Annotated in this window: 15 protein-coding genes; 8 read left to right on the forward strand and 7 right to left on the reverse strand. The window is 71.5% G+C overall.

The annotated features are described in order from the left end of the window. Nucleotides 1-41: 41 nt before the first annotated feature. The 5 genes from FSYMDG_RS09245 to FSYMDG_RS09265 form a co-directional block, all read right to left on the reverse strand. Nucleotides 42-311, reverse strand: coding sequence for a type II toxin-antitoxin system RelE family toxin (locus tag FSYMDG_RS09245; RefSeq protein WP_013873283.1), 270 nt, complete (start codon nt 309-311; stop codon nt 42-44). Further along, a complete protein-coding gene (locus tag FSYMDG_RS09250) occupies nt 308-595 on the reverse strand; it encodes a type II toxin-antitoxin system Phd/YefM family antitoxin (protein ID WP_013873284.1) in 288 nt (95 codons plus the stop codon). The genes FSYMDG_RS09245 and FSYMDG_RS09250 overlap by 4 nt, the downstream gene beginning before the upstream one ends. A 224-nt stretch (nt 596-819) precedes the next feature. Further along, nucleotides 820-1,077 carry a hypothetical protein gene (locus FSYMDG_RS09255; RefSeq protein ID WP_013873285.1) on the reverse strand — a complete coding sequence of 86 codons (258 nt, stop codon included), beginning with the start codon at nt 1,075-1,077 and terminating at the stop codon, nt 820-822. 66 nt (nt 1,078-1,143) lie between these two features. Beyond that, on the reverse strand, nt 1,144-1,590 hold the full coding sequence (locus FSYMDG_RS09260; protein WP_043603335.1) for a hypothetical protein: 447 nt from the start codon (nt 1,588-1,590) through the stop codon (nt 1,144-1,146). Nucleotides 1,591-1,716: 126 nt separating this feature from the next. Continuing rightward, nucleotides 1,717-2,139 carry an RpiB/LacA/LacB family sugar-phosphate isomerase gene (locus tag FSYMDG_RS09265; RefSeq protein ID WP_043605870.1) on the reverse strand — a complete coding sequence of 141 codons (423 nt, stop codon included), beginning with the start codon at nt 2,137-2,139 and terminating at the stop codon, nt 1,717-1,719. A 255-nt stretch (nt 2,140-2,394) separates the two neighbouring features. On the opposite strand from FSYMDG_RS09265, the gene FSYMDG_RS26045 reads away from it, so the two are divergent. Together FSYMDG_RS26045 and FSYMDG_RS09275 are read left to right on the forward strand one after the other, a co-directional pair. Then, nucleotides 2,395-2,682 (forward strand): type II toxin-antitoxin system Phd/YefM family antitoxin, encoded by a 288-nt coding sequence (locus tag FSYMDG_RS26045; RefSeq protein WP_165001661.1) that lies wholly within the window; start codon nt 2,395-2,397, stop codon nt 2,680-2,682. A 31-nt stretch (nt 2,683-2,713) separates the two neighbouring features. After that, complete coding sequence (locus FSYMDG_RS09275) at nt 2,714-3,451, forward strand: Clp protease N-terminal domain-containing protein (protein ID WP_013873288.1); 738 nt, start codon at nt 2,714-2,716, stop codon at nt 3,449-3,451. A 158-nt stretch (nt 3,452-3,609) separates the two neighbouring features. Here the strand turns inward: FSYMDG_RS09275 and FSYMDG_RS09280 are convergent, their stop codons facing one another. Beyond that, a complete protein-coding gene (locus tag FSYMDG_RS09280; protein ID WP_013873289.1) occupies nt 3,610-4,209 on the reverse strand; it encodes a hypothetical protein in 600 nt (199 codons plus the stop codon). A gap of 335 nt (nt 4,210-4,544) precedes the next feature. After that, entirely contained in the window at nt 4,545-5,186 is a 642-nt protein-coding gene (locus FSYMDG_RS09285) for a TetR/AcrR family transcriptional regulator (protein WP_013873290.1), read from the reverse strand. A gap of 154 nt (nt 5,187-5,340) precedes the next feature. Here FSYMDG_RS09285 and FSYMDG_RS09290 point away from each other — a divergent pair, with 154 nt between their 5' ends. The 6 genes from FSYMDG_RS09290 (at nt 5,341) to FSYMDG_RS09315 (ending at nt 12,797) form a co-directional block, all read left to right on the forward strand. Then, nucleotides 5,341-6,312: a metal-dependent hydrolase gene (locus FSYMDG_RS09290; RefSeq protein ID WP_013873291.1), complete on the forward strand. Its 972-nt coding sequence runs from the start codon at nt 5,341-5,343 to the stop codon at nt 6,310-6,312. Then, on the forward strand, nt 6,312-7,415 hold the full coding sequence (locus FSYMDG_RS09295; RefSeq protein WP_013873292.1) for a PDR/VanB family oxidoreductase: 1,104 nt from the start codon (nt 6,312-6,314) through the stop codon (nt 7,413-7,415). The genes FSYMDG_RS09290 and FSYMDG_RS09295 overlap by 1 nt, the downstream gene beginning before the upstream one ends. 87 nt (nt 7,416-7,502) lie before the next feature. Beyond that, the gene (locus FSYMDG_RS09300) at nt 7,503-8,441 is read left to right on the forward strand and encodes a M24 family metallopeptidase (RefSeq protein WP_013873293.1); all 939 of its coding nucleotides are present in this window, start codon (nt 7,503-7,505) and stop codon (nt 8,439-8,441) included. Further along, nucleotides 8,438-10,258, forward strand: a complete 1,821-nt coding sequence (locus tag FSYMDG_RS09305) for an SDR family oxidoreductase (RefSeq protein ID WP_013873294.1) — start codon at nt 8,438-8,440, stop codon at nt 10,256-10,258. The genes FSYMDG_RS09300 and FSYMDG_RS09305 overlap by 4 nt, the downstream gene beginning before the upstream one ends. 124 nt (nt 10,259-10,382) lie before the next feature. Further along, a complete protein-coding gene (locus FSYMDG_RS09310; protein ID WP_013873295.1) occupies nt 10,383-11,462 on the forward strand; it encodes a ferredoxin reductase in 1,080 nt (359 codons plus the stop codon). Between the two features lie 72 nt (nt 11,463-11,534). Beyond that, nucleotides 11,535-12,797: a fatty acid desaturase family protein gene (locus FSYMDG_RS09315; protein ID WP_013873296.1), complete on the forward strand. Its 1,263-nt coding sequence runs from the start codon at nt 11,535-11,537 to the stop codon at nt 12,795-12,797. The last annotated feature ends 86 nt before the right edge of the window (nt 12,798-12,883 follow it).

The raw sequence follows: 12,883 nt of genomic DNA on the forward strand, positions 1-12,883 counted from the left end.
GTGGGACAGATGGCTGGGCATCCACAGTCGTCGGCCGTCCGTCACGTCATCCGGTAGATCTCCCGGCGGTGGCCCACTCCTACGACCAGGATGATGAGCTGTCCGTCCAGGACGTCGTAGATGATCCGGTAGTCGCCGACCCGCAGCCGATAGCGGTCTTCGTATCCGGCGAGCTTCTTCACATGTGTGTCCGGGTGGCGCGGATCGTCCCCGAGCGAGGTGAGGGCCCGCAGGATTGTCAGCGCGGCTGGTTGTGGGATGGCCCGTAGCTGCCTGACCGCCCGTTCGCGCCATCGGAACGCGTACTTCACGCGACGCCATGGTCGGGCTCGTCCTCGAATATCGCGGCGATGGCCTCGGCCATGCTGTAGGTGGGGGCGTCGGGGTTCTCCGCCAGGTCGCGGTCGGCCTCCCGGGCGAAATACCGGTCGATGGCGTCTTCAAGGGCGTTGAAGTCCTCGATGGGGACGACCGCGGCCACGGCCTGGCCGTTGCGCGTGATGATGGTGGGCGTTCCGCCCTGGGCGCGGGTGATGACCTCTGCGAAGTGGGCACGGGCATCCCTCGCGCTCAGCTCGTTCTGGCTGTCGTCCACACCAAAAGCGTACCCAGAATTGTGTACACAGGGAATCTCTGGGTGGGGCGGCCCACCCGCCGCTCGCGCACCGTCCGTGATCGCGAGGTTTCCCAGCCCGGCCGGCGCAGGTCCGAGGTGGGGCAGGGCCCGGCTTGTCCCGCATCATCAAGGACGACACCCTCACGGGCAACATCGACGTCATCCTCTGGGATGCTCTCGCCAGAGCGGATCGCGGGCTCTGGTCAGTGCCAGGTGTTCTGGTGGTGGGCGTGGGTGGACAGGGGACGCGACAGCGTCTCGAAGACGCCGGGCAGGCCGGTGGGGTTGGGCAGGACCCACTGCGCGGGCCTGCCGCTGCGGAACGCCAGCGGACCGGCCGGGATCTCCCCGCCCACCGGGAAGCGTCGGGAGCGGCGGCCGTGGATCCCCGCCAGCAGCGGGAAGACGGCCAGCTCACGCAGGGCGGCCCGCTGCCGGTCGGTGATCGTCAACTGGCTCACGGCGGTGGCTCCTTCGGATCGCGCTGCCCGTCGACGGCCGCCGGGCGGCTGCCAGCCGTCGGTCGGTCAGCCCTCCGGCACCGCCGCCGGCTTCGGCTTCGGCCTCGGCGGCCAGGGCAACAGCAGTGTGATCAGTACGCAGCCCACCAGGATCGCCGCGGAGGTGATGAAGGCCAGGTCATAGCCGGAGGTGAGGGCCGCGCCACTCGGATGCGGCCCGGAGCCGTCGGGACGGGAGCTGGTGTGCGCGGCGGCCAGCGAGGTCAGCACCACCAGGCCGAACGAACCGCCCACCTGCCGGGCCGCGTTGGCCAGACCGGAGGCGACACCCGCGTCCTGCGGCCGCACGCCTGCCATGGCCGTCACGGCGACCGGGGTCAGCGCGACACCGATACCGAGGAAGACCAGCACACCCGGGCCGATCACGCCCAGCGCCACGAGCGTGTCCGTCCGCAGCGCGGCCTGCCAGCCGAAGCCCGCCGCCGAGATCAGCAGCCCCGCCGAGATCAGCACCGGCGGCCGGCGACCGGCGACCCGGTGCCGTCTGCCCGAATGTCCATCCGATGGCGAACAGCGGCAGATGGGACCCGCCGTCGGCGAAACTTCCCGGCCGGTAGGCCCCGCGCTACCGGGGCGCGGTCAGCCGTCGATGTCGCGCAGGCCCTGGATCACGGGTAGTTCCTCGGGGTCGGGCTCGGTCTGCTCCAGGAAGGCGCGTACACATTCGACGGCGACGTCGGGGGCCAGGCGTTTGAGACTCAGGGCCAGGACGTTGGCGTCGTTCCACAGCCGCGCGCCGCGGGCCGTCCACGCGTCGGCGGCCGTGGCCGCCCGCACACCACGTACCTTGTTGGCCGCTATCGCGGTGCCGGTGCCCGTCCAGCACATCAGCACCCCGTAGTCGATCTCGCCGGCGACGACCGACTCGGCAACGGTACGTGACATGTCGGTCCACACCGTGGACTCGCTCGGGAACACCAGCTCATGTTCGGTACGGATGAACTCGCGCACTGCGTGGACGCACTCGTTCTCGCTGTCGGCCGCGAACCCGATCCGTGCCATCGCCTCGTCCCCCAGCTCCACCCACCGCCCGCCGTATCATCGACGACCCCCTGCCCATCTTCAAGATCTTTCAACGTCCCGTTTCAGGTCGAAACGGCATGCCGGCACAGTCGGCCGCTTCTCCGCTCGTGGCGCGACGGCCGACGGGCGCCGCCGCGTCACGCGGGTCGTTCCCGGCCGTCCGGCTCGCGTACCAGGAAGATCATCACGGGGCGCCGGCGGTCTGAATCAGCCGCTATGAATCTCATGTGGGTGATGACGGCTTCCGAGGCGTCCTGGAACTTCAGCGCGCTTCTCAGTGACGCTGAGCATGGTGAGGCGATCGTGATCACCCGTAGCGGTCGACGCATCGCTGTGATCATGCTGGTGTCGCGGGGCAGCGGCGAGGCGCTGCGGGAGGTCTTCCACCGCTGGGGCGCTCGCGCGGGCGTTGACGACAGGTTCGTGTCCGACGCCGCGGCCGTCTGGGGACCGCTTCCGCTGCGGGGGCGTCGACTCGTGGCGCGACTGATCCCGAAGTTCGGATTGTCAATTTTTGGTTGACGCCTCTTGTGCGTCAATCTATGGTTGACGCATGGCGAATCCGGTGACTCCCAGTGTCCCGATCAGGCTCGACGACCTGATCCAGGCAATCAAGAAGGTGCATCCGGACGTTCTCGAACAGCTCTCCAGTGCGGTCGTCGCCGCCGACCGCCTCGGTGAGCTCGCCGACCACCTGATCGGCCACTTCGTCGACCAGGCCCGGCGCTCGGGCGCGTCCTGGACGGAGATCGGCCGGAGCATGGGCGTGTCGAAGCAGGCCGCGCAGAAGCGCTCCGCGAAGAAGTCGGACGAGGCGGCCGACCTCGACCCCAGCCAGGGCTTCGGGAGGTTCACCCCGAGGGCGCGCAACGTCGTGATGGCGGCGCAGAACGAGGCCCAACGGTCCGGCCACCACGAGATCCGGCCCGAGCACCTGATCCTGGGGCTGCTCGTCGACCCGCAGGCCCTGGCCGTCACCATCCTGCAGGTCCTGGGAGCGGGGGCGGAAGCCGTCCGCGCGGCGGCGGCCGCGGCGTTGCCGGCCCCGCCCGGCGGCGCGGCGCCCGCTCTCGTCCCGTTCGACACGGCGGCGAAGAAGGCGCTGGAACTGACCTTCCGCGAGGCGCTGCGGCTGGGTCACAACTACGTCGGCACCGAGCACATCCTGCTCGCCCTGCTGGAGCGGGAGGACGGCGACGGTGTGCTGTCCGGGCTCGGCGTCGACAGGGCCGCCGTGGAGACACAGCTCGCCACCGCCCTCGCCGCGATCGTCGCCGGCGGGAAGGCATGACCGCGGCGGCATACCGGCATACCGGCGCGCCGGTCCTGCCAGGGCTTCACGCGGGAACGGCCGGTTGGCTCGCGATGTGGACAGCCGCGCGCCAACCGGCCTGTTCGACCGGATTCGGGGCGCACGCGTATGCGGGTCACGCGCCCCGGGGGGGGTCGTCAGTCGGCTCCGGGGACGGTGACGTTCTTCTCGTTGAAGCCGAAACCATCCTGGGTGGCCTGCTGTCGGAGCGCGTCGAAGGAGCTCTGGCTGGCGTCGACGTCAGCCTCGGTCGCGCTGCCGTTCTTGAGCTTGTCGACGAGACCCGTGAAATTGTTGGTGATTGACTGTATGGCGTTGCACAGCGTCGGATTGGCCACCGCGAACCCCTTGGCGACCTTGAGCTCGTGGGCGGTGAACAGACCGGCCACCGCGGCCTTGGCGAGCGTGCGTCCCCGGTTGTCCGCGTTCGCTCTGAACTTCCCCTCCCGTGCCGGCTTGTAGATGTACCGGTGGAAGGCGCCCAGCCCCAGACCGGCGTGCAGCGCGAAACGGGTCTTGGCCAGCGGCCTGCTGTTCTCACCGCTCGGACAGGCGCCTTCGTAGGGGGTTTCGGCGCCTGCCGGCTCGGACGCGGCGGCGGCTGGCGCCGCGCTCCCGCCGCCGGTCGTCCTGGAACCGCACGCGCCGACAAGTACGACGGAGAGCAGCACCGCCAGCAGGACTGCCCCGCATTGTGTCGCATGGGTAACTGGTTTACGTGATACCGGAACCATCATCACCTGACCTCGCACAGAGTTCGGCCTCGTCGACAGCCTGGGCGTTCGTCATTGCCGACGGCTTACCGCGTCGTGAGTCGCGACGGGGACGGCTCGCTTACCGGGCCCCACGGAAATGCCCGCGGGAATGATGGTGCCCAGGGAACAGCCGGGCGGAACACGAACCTGCCCGCCGGCTGTTTTGCCGATTGCCCTTTTGGTTGTCCTTGTGGCCACCCTGACGGCCTGGCTGCCTTTTAGCTGACCTGGCGGGGGATTGCTGTCCCCGGCGGGGCGGGTTGGCTGTTCCTGACGGGGCCGGGCGGGTCGTACGGCGCTGGTGGTGACGGTGGCGTTCATCCGCGGCCGCGGACGCGGTCCGTGAGCCGCTCGTACTGCTCGGAGTCGTTCAGAGCGGCCATGACGATCTGGTAGCAGGTGCGTTCGCACAGGTTGACGAGGTCGGCCCGGTCCATGGCCGGCTGGTCGAGCCAGGTGAGGACGACCTCCTCCATGTACGCCAGCCAGCCGGCTACGGCCATGGTGAGGGCGGGGGTGGCCGGCGCGCCCGCGGTGGTGAGGCCCTCGGTGAGCCAGCCTGCCAGGGTGGCCCGGGTCGAGCGGTGCAGGGTGCGCATGTCGCTGCCGCCGTCGAGCCGGGTGATGGCCAGATAGACGTCCGGATGGCGGCAGACGTACTCGACGAAGGTCTCGACCCCGGCGCGCAGCTGCTCGCCGGGAGCCAGGGACGGGTCGGGACGCAGGTGGTCGAGGAGTTCCTCGGCGGCGGCCCGCAGGACGGCGTGCCGGAACCCGCGCTGCGAGCCGAAGTAGTGGAAGAGCAGCCCGGGGGAGACGCCCGCCTCGGCGGCCACGGTCTCGATGCGGACGTCGTCGATCGTCCCTCGTTCCAGGAGGTGGCGGGCGGCGGCCAGCAACTGGCCGCGGCGGTCGGAGGGGAGGAGCCGGGTGCCGCGTACACCGGGAGGGCGGACCATGCGCCCATCTTATTGACCGAAACTCAACAGAACTGTTGACTCTGGCTCAACAGAGCCTACTGTTGAGCCAGAGTCAACAAGGACGCCGTCCCCGAGCCGGAGCCGACGCCCCGCGCCTTCTTCAGCCCCCGCCACGTGATGGAGGAGCGCTCCGATGCCCCCTGCCACCGCACCCACTTCCCCCACCCCCACTTCCCACACCCCCACCGCGGTCTTCGCCGCCGAGCCCGACGCCCTCGCCGAGCCCGACGCCCTGGTCCTGCAGCCGCGTGACGTCCGCTTCGACTGGTCACGGCTGCCGGACCCCTGGATTCCGGGCGAGCCCGTCGCCAGCCACACCATCAACGTGCTGCATCTGCTGCTGCCCGAGGGCGAGCGCTGGTTCGTGCGCGTCTTCCAGCGCGCCCTGCCAATGATCACGGACGGCCGGGTGCGGGAGGACGTGCTGGGGTTCATCGGTCAGGAAGCCCTCCACGCGCAGGCCCACCAGGGAGCGCTCGAGCACCTGCGCGCGACCGGGCTGGATCCGGACCCGTACCTACGGCAGCTTGAGTGGCTCTTCCACCAGGTGCTGGGGGATCGTCCGGGGCTGCCGCCGCGGCGCGCCCGGGAACACGTCGTCGAGCAGGTGGCGATCATCGCCGCGGTCGAGCACTTCACCGCCTTCCTCGGCGACTGGGTGCTCAATGCGGACGCCCTGGACCGGGCCGGCGCCGACCCGGTGATGCTGGACCTGCTGCGCTGGCACGGCGCGGAGGAGGTCGAGCACCGCAGCGTCGCGTACGACCTGCTCAGGCATCTGGACCCGGGCTATCCGCGGCGGATCCGCGCCATGGCGCTCACCGGTCCCATCCTGTACTGGTTATGGATCCGTGGAGCGCGTTTCCTGATGGCCGCCGATCCACAGCTGGCCCGATCACGGCCGGGCGGGCCGCAGCGGGCGGAGAGCTGGCGTGCCTTCCTCGCGGCGTCCCGGCGGGGGCTGCTGCCAGCCCCCGGCCAGGCCGTGCGCTCCGGGCTGCGCTACCTCAGGCGTGACTACCACCCCACCCAGGAGGGCTCGACCCGGCAGGCGGTCGCCTACCTCGCCACCTCCCCGGCCGCCCGCGCCGCGGCCGCCCGCTGATGTCCGGGCAGGGCCCGCAACCGGAGGGCCGGTATGTTCCCCCCGACCTGTACGGCAGGCCCCGTGCCGACCGCGGGATGAGGGTGCTGGCCGCTGTCGGTGACGTGCTGTTCCCGCTGGCCACCCGGTCGGGCAGCCGTCAGCATCGGCCCACACCGCCGCCCGCGCCCGCGTCCACGCTGAACCTCGTGGTGGCCGACCGCCGGTACGTGGCCGACGGCGTCGTCCGCCTGAGCCTGGCCGCTCCCGACGGGGCCGCGCTGCCCGCCTGGTGGCCCGGCGCCCATCTCGAGCTGCACCTGCCCTCCGGCCGCCGACGCCGGTACTCCCTGTGCGGCGACCCCGCCGACCGGGGCACCTACCAGATCGCGGTCCGCCGTCTCGACACCGGCGGCGGCGGGTCGGTCGAGGTGCACGACGCCCTGCCGGCGGGCAGCCGGCTCACCGTGGGCCGGCCGCGCAACGCCTTCCCGTTCGCAGCCGAGCCCCGCGTGCTGTTCATCGCGGGCGGCATCGGCATCACCCCGATCCTGCCGATGGTCCGCGAGGCCGCCCGGCGCGGCCTGGACTGGCGGCTGGTGTACAGCGGCCGCACCCGCACGTCACTGCCGTTCACCGACGAACTGCGCCGGTTCCACGGCCGGGTGGAGATCCTCTCCGACGAGGAGCACGGCAGGCCCGACGCCACCAGCCTGCTGCGCCGCGCCCCGGCCGGGGCCGCCGTCTACGCCTGCGGCCCGCCCCCCGTGCTCGACGGCATCCAGGCGGCCTTCGACGCGAGCCCGGCCAGCGGCCTGCACGTCGAGCGGTTCGCCTCCGCCCCGATCCGGGACGGCCGGCCCTTCGAGCTGCGGCTGGCCCGCAGCGGGCGCGTGCTGCCCGTGCCCGCCGACCGGTCCGTCCTGGACGTGCTCGCCGAGGCCGTCCCCACGGCCGCCTACTCCTGCCGGCGGGGCTTCTGCGGGATCTGCCGCCAGCGCGTCCTCGCCGGAGCCGTCGAGCACCGTGACCACCGGCTCACCGACACCGAGCGTGCCGACGGCGCGATGCTCGTCTGCGTCTCCCGTGCCCGCGCGGGCGAACGCCTCGTCCTGGACCTGTGATCTCTCATCCACCCCGAGCAACCGAACCGTGCAGTCGTGCGAAGCGCCCACCCGAACCGGGGGGCATCCGACCCGGAGGCGACATCCATGCCCACTCTGGTCCAGACACCGGCCCGAGGGTCGGCCCGCCAGCAGCCCCAGGCCGCGACGGTCTTCCCGTACGACAGCGGCGACCTCAGGCGTTTCCGTGAGCTGCAGCAGCTCGCCTACACCTGCGCCGAGCGGGTCGGGGCCTGGCTGGAGCCCGGCGTGACCGAACGCCAGGCCAGCGCGCGACTGGGCCGGGAACTGGCCGCCGCCGGCGTCCAGGACTTCTTCCACGTCCACTTCGCCTGGTTCGGCGACCGGACCGCCTTCCGGCACTTCCACACGCCGCTGCAGTTCTTCCCGAGCCGGCGCAGACTCGAGGAGGGCATGCCGTACATCCTCGACTGCGCCCCCGTCATCGACGGCTACACCGCCGACATCGGGTACGCCGGCCGGGTCGGCGCCAGCCCCGTCTGGGACAGGATCGACCGTGACCTGCGCGAATACCGCGACCTGATCGTCGTCGAGGCGCGCCGGCGCACACCGTTCAACGAGATCTACGCACGGGTGGACGCGCTCATCGCCCGCCACGGCTACGACAACCGGCACCGGGTCTACCCGGGGCGGGTCATCGGCCACCAGGTCACCCGCACGACCGCCCGCGGGCCCGCCGGAGTCAGCGTCCTCGGCTTCGGCATACGGACGTTGCAGACCCTCGGACGCGAGTTCCTCGGCGAGCGCCGCTACGGCCGGTCACCGCTGTGGGCCGACGGCCGTGCCTCCCGGCACGCACCCACACCGGGGCTGTGGGCGGTCGAGCCGCACGTCGCGTTCCGCGATGTGGGCCTGAAGTTCGAGGAGCTACTGGTGGTCACCGACGACGACGCCTACTGGCTCGACGACGACCTGCCGCACGTACGCCGCTGGCAGCGGGCCGCAGACACCTCGTCGGACATCGCGACGGATGTTGCGACGGATGTTGCGGTGGAGGCGCGATGAGGCGGCGGACGGTCGTCTCCGCCGGTGTGCCGCTGGCCGTGTACGAGCAGGGCAACCCGGCCGGGCCGACGGTACTGCTCGTGCACGGCTACCCCGACACCCACTGGGTCTGGGACGACGTCGCCGCGGCCCTCGCCGCCGACGGCCACCACGTGGTGCGCTACGACGTGCGTGGCGCCGGGGCCTCCGGGGCCGCGAAGGGAGCGTGCGGCTACCGTCTGCCGCAGCTTGCGGACGATCTGTTCGCGGTGGCCGACGCGGTCAGCCCACACCGGGCGGTGCACCTCGCCGCCCACGACTGGGGGTCCATCCAGGCCTGGGAGGCCGTGACCGACCCCCGGGCGGCGGGCCGCATCGCCTCCTACACCTCCCTGTCCGGGCCCTGCCTGGACCACGTCGGCCACTGGGCGCGGCGACGGCTCGCCCGTCCCACCCCGCGTCACCTCGGCCAGCTGCTCACCCAGGCCGCGCACTCCTGGTACATCGGCGTCTTCCACCTGCCGCTACTCGCCCCTGCCGTCTGGCGGCTCGGCCTGGCCGCGCGGTGGGGGTACGTGCTGGCGTCCACCGAAGGGGTCATCCCGCGGACCAGCCACCCGCAGCCCACCCTTGCCACCGACGCCGTACACGGGATCGCGCTGTACCGGGCCAACATGCTGCCCCACCTGCTGCGGCCACGGCAGCGCCCGACCGCCGTACCGGTACAGCTGATCACCCTCGCCCGGGACCGCTACGTCAGCCCCGCGCTGGGCGACGACCTCGACCGCTGGGTGCCCCACCTGTGGCGGCGCACCCTGACCGCCGGGCACTGGTCCGCACTGCTCGAGAAAGGCCCCACCGTGGCACAGATGATCAAAGAAATCGCCGCGCACGCCGACGGCGCGCCCGCCGCGCCCGCCCTCGAGCGAGCCGCCGTCTCGAGCCGGGAACGGGCCGCCGGCCCGCGCCGGCCCCAGCGCCCACGCCTGCGTTGGTGCCGGGGCCCCGGCCTGGAGCGGGCGGCTTTCGCCGGGAAGCTGGCCGTCGTCACCGGCGGCGGCAGCGGCATCGGACGAGCCACCGCGCTGGCCTTCGCCGAGCACGGCGCCGCCGTCGTGGTCTGCGACCTCGACCTGGCCAGCGCCGAGCGCACCGTCGAACTCACCCGCCTGCTCGGCGCCCCCGCGGCCCACGCCTACCGGGTGGACGTCGCCGACAGCGCCGCCGTCGACACCTTCGCCAGGGAGGTGGCCGCGGCCCACGGCGTCCCCGACATCGTGGTCAACAACGCCGGTGTCGGCCACGGCGGCACCTTCCTGCAGACCACCGAGAAGGAGTGGCAGCACATCCTGGAGGTCAACCTCGGCGGCGTCGTCCACGGCTGCCGCGCCTTCGCCACCCTGATGGTCGAGCGCGGGGAGGGCGGCCACATCGTCAACGTCTCCTCCGCCGCCGCGTACCTGCCCAGCAAGGTCCTTGCTGCCTACGCCACCAGCAAGGCCGCCGTCTACATGCTGTCGGACTGCCTGCGCGCCGAGCTCGCTCCCGCCGGCATCGGCGTCAGCACCATCTGCCCCGGCCTCGTCAACACCAACATCACCCGTACCAGCACCTTCTCCGGCCGTTCCGCCGACGGGCTCGACGCCACCCGCGACCGCTTCGCCGCGCTCTACGCCAGGCGCAACTTCCCCCCGGAGAAGGTCGCCTGGCAGATCCTGCGCGCCGTCCGGGAGAACAGGGCCGTCGTCCCGGTCACCGTCGAGGCCAGGGCCGGCCGCGTCCTCAGCCGGCTCTCCCCGGCTCTGACGCGCGCCGCCGCCCGCATCGACATCGACTGACGACCGGGGCTCTGTCGCCCCCATCCGATCTCTCAGCCGACACCCATCCGCCTGTGTGCTCCCGTCACCGCCGGCTCGTCCTGCCGCGGGCCTGAACGGAGAGGCCTGAACGGAGAGGACAACCATGACGCTCGTCCGGGCTCTGCTGCGGTCGCCGGTGGTGGCGGCCCTCACCTCGCCGCACGGCGTGGACCGTTACCTCGAGCTGGTCAACCCGATGTGGGCCGTGAACGAGATCCGGGCCCGGGTCGTCCGCGTCGAGCCCGAGACCCACGCCGGCGCCCCGGTCGCCACGCTCACCCTCCAGCCCACCGGGAGCTGGCCCGGCCATCTCGCCGGCCAGTACGTCCAGCTCGGCGTCGAGATCGACGGTGTCCGTCACCTCCGGTGCTTCTCGGTCTCCTCGCCCGCCTCCGGCCGCGGCGGCCGCATCACGATCACGGTGCGTGCCAACCCGGACGGGGTCGTCTCCAGCTACCTCGTCGGCCGTGCCCGGCCGGGCCTGGTCGTCCACCTGTCGCGGGCGGCCGGCGCGTTCACCGTGCCCGAGCCGCCGCCGCGCCAGCTGCTGTTCATCTCCGGCGGCTCGGGCATCACCCCGGTGATGTCGATGGTCCGCACGCTGCTGCGGCGCGGCTACGGCGGCACCATCACGTTTCTGCACTACTCACGGTCACCGGCACACCAGATCTTCGCCGGCGAGCTCGCCGCGCTGCCCCCGAACGTCCACGTCCACCTGGTCCACCCGCGGCAGGATGGCCGCCGCCTCACCCCGGCCGAGCTGTCCCGGCTGGTGCCAGGCTACCGGGACGTGGACACCTGGGCCTGCGGCCCGGCAGGCCTGATCGAGAGAATCCAGGACGCCTACGCCGGCAGCGACCGGCTGCGCGTGGAGTACTTCCGGCCGCCTGCCGCGCGCGGCCCGGCCAGCGGTGAGGTGATCTTCACCAGGGCCGGCGCCACCGTGGCCACCGTGCCCAACAGCGGGGCCACTCTGCTCGAGCAGGCCGAGGCCGCCGGGCTTGCGCCCACGTTCGGCTGCCGCATGGGCATCTGCCTGTCCTGCATGTCCCACAAGACCGAGGGCGTCGTCCGCAACGTGCGTACCGGTGAGGAGTCGCGCCAGCCCGACGAGGACATCCGCATCTGCGTGTCCGCGCCTGTCGGCACCTGCGCCGTCGAGATACCTGCGCCGTCGAGATAGAGGCCGCCCACCGGCACCCGAAGACCGCCCACCGCACCCGGAAGACCGGAAGAGCGGAAGAAAGGAAGAACCGTGACCACCTCGCCCGTCACATCTGCCCGGCCCGCCGCACCCAGCCGTTTCACCACACGAGCCCGGCCGGCCGCGCCCGCCCGGTCCACCCCGCCCACCCGGCCTGCCATGCCCACCGCCGAACAACTTGCGGCGTTCGGCGCCGAGCTGGACGCGATCCGGCAGCGGATCATCGACGATCTCGGTGAGAAGGACGCCGCGTACATCCGCAGGGTCGTCCACGCCCAGCGTGCCTTCGAGGCCGCCGGCCGCGCGCTGTTCTACCTGCCGCCGGCCTGGCCGCTCGCGGTTGCCTCACTCAGCGTGAGCAAGATCCTCGACAACATGGAGATCGGCCACAATGTCCTGCACGGTCAGTACGACTGGATGGGTGACCCGGATCTGAACTCCCGCGGGTACGAGTGGGACACCGTCTGCCCCAGCGGGCAGTGGAAGTACTCCCACAACTACATCCACCACACATACACCAACATCGTCGGTCGGGACCGCGATCTCGGCTACGGCCTCCTGCGGATGGGGGAGGAGCAGCGGTGGGAGCCGAGATATCTCGGCAACCCGCTCTACGCCTTCCTGCTGATGCTCCTGTTCGAGTGGGGCGTGCTGCTCCACGACCTGGAGGTCGACAGGATCGTCGCCGGTGAGCGGACCTGGGCCGACACCAGACCCCTGCACCGGGGCATGCTGCGCAAGGTCCGCAACCAGACGCTCAAGGACTACGTCCTCTTTCCGCTGCTCACCGGGCCTTGGCTGCTGCCCACCCTGGCCGGTGACGCGCTGGCGAACCTCGTCCGCAACGTCTGGGCGTTCACCATCATCTTCTGCGGCCATTTCCCGACGGGTGTCGCCACGTTCTCCGAGGAGGAGACACGGGACGAGAGCCGCGCCCACTGGTACTACCGCCAGCTGCTCGGCTCCGCCAACATCACCGGCGGCTGGCTCTTCCACGTCATGACGGGCAACCTGTCCCACCAGATCGAGCACCACCTGTTCCCCGACGTCCCGGCCCGCCGTTACCCCGAAATCGCCGCCGAGGTCCGGGAGATATGCCGGCGTTATGGCCTGCCGTACAACACCGGTCGGCTGTCCAGGCAGTTCTTCTCCGTCGAGAAGAAGATTTTCAGGTTCGCGCTGCCGACCGCGGAGAAAACCACCGGGCCCACCGGGACCGCCGCCGCGCATCGCATGGCTGATCGCGTACGCGGGATCCGCCGCCAGCGGGAGACACTCGTCGGGACGGCTACGGTTTCCCGCCGCGTGGCCTGAGCGGTCGCGGCCCAGACCACTCCCGACAGTCCCGAGGGAGACCGTCTTCACGGAGGCCCGGTTTTTCAGGGCTACCACTGATGCCG

Source organism: Candidatus Protofrankia datiscae (assembly GCF_000177615.2).
Lineage (GTDB): Bacteria > Actinomycetota > Actinomycetes > Frankiales > Frankiaceae > Protofrankia > Protofrankia coriariae.

What these genes read in the sequence shown, in the direction of transcription:
- FSYMDG_RS26045 (WP_165001661.1), top strand. Translation starts at nt 2,395, where the DNA reads ATGACGGCTTCCGAGGCGTCCTGGAACTTCAGCGCGCTTCTCAGTGAC.
- FSYMDG_RS09275 (WP_013873288.1), top strand. Translation starts at nt 2,714, where the DNA reads ATGGCGAATCCGGTGACTCCCAGTGTCCCGATCAGGCTCGACGACCTG.
- FSYMDG_RS09295 (WP_013873292.1), top strand. Translation starts at nt 6,312, where the DNA reads ATGTCCGGGCAGGGCCCGCAACCGGAGGGCCGGTATGTTCCCCCCGAC.
- FSYMDG_RS09265 (WP_043605870.1), bottom strand. Translation starts at nt 2,139, where the DNA reads ATGGCACGGATCGGGTTCGCGGCCGACAGCGAGAACGAGTGCGTCCAC.
- FSYMDG_RS09290 (WP_013873291.1), top strand. Translation starts at nt 5,341, where the DNA reads ATGCCCCCTGCCACCGCACCCACTTCCCCCACCCCCACTTCCCACACC.
- FSYMDG_RS09305 (WP_013873294.1), top strand. Translation starts at nt 8,438, where the DNA reads ATGAGGCGGCGGACGGTCGTCTCCGCCGGTGTGCCGCTGGCCGTGTAC.
- FSYMDG_RS09300 (WP_013873293.1), top strand. Translation starts at nt 7,503, where the DNA reads ATGCCCACTCTGGTCCAGACACCGGCCCGAGGGTCGGCCCGCCAGCAG.
- FSYMDG_RS09280 (WP_013873289.1), bottom strand. Translation starts at nt 4,209, where the DNA reads ATGATGGTTCCGGTATCACGTAAACCAGTTACCCATGCGACACAATGC.
- FSYMDG_RS09285 (WP_013873290.1), bottom strand. Translation starts at nt 5,186, where the DNA reads ATGGTCCGCCCTCCCGGTGTACGCGGCACCCGGCTCCTCCCCTCCGAC.
- FSYMDG_RS09310 (WP_013873295.1), top strand. Translation starts at nt 10,383, where the DNA reads ATGACGCTCGTCCGGGCTCTGCTGCGGTCGCCGGTGGTGGCGGCCCTC.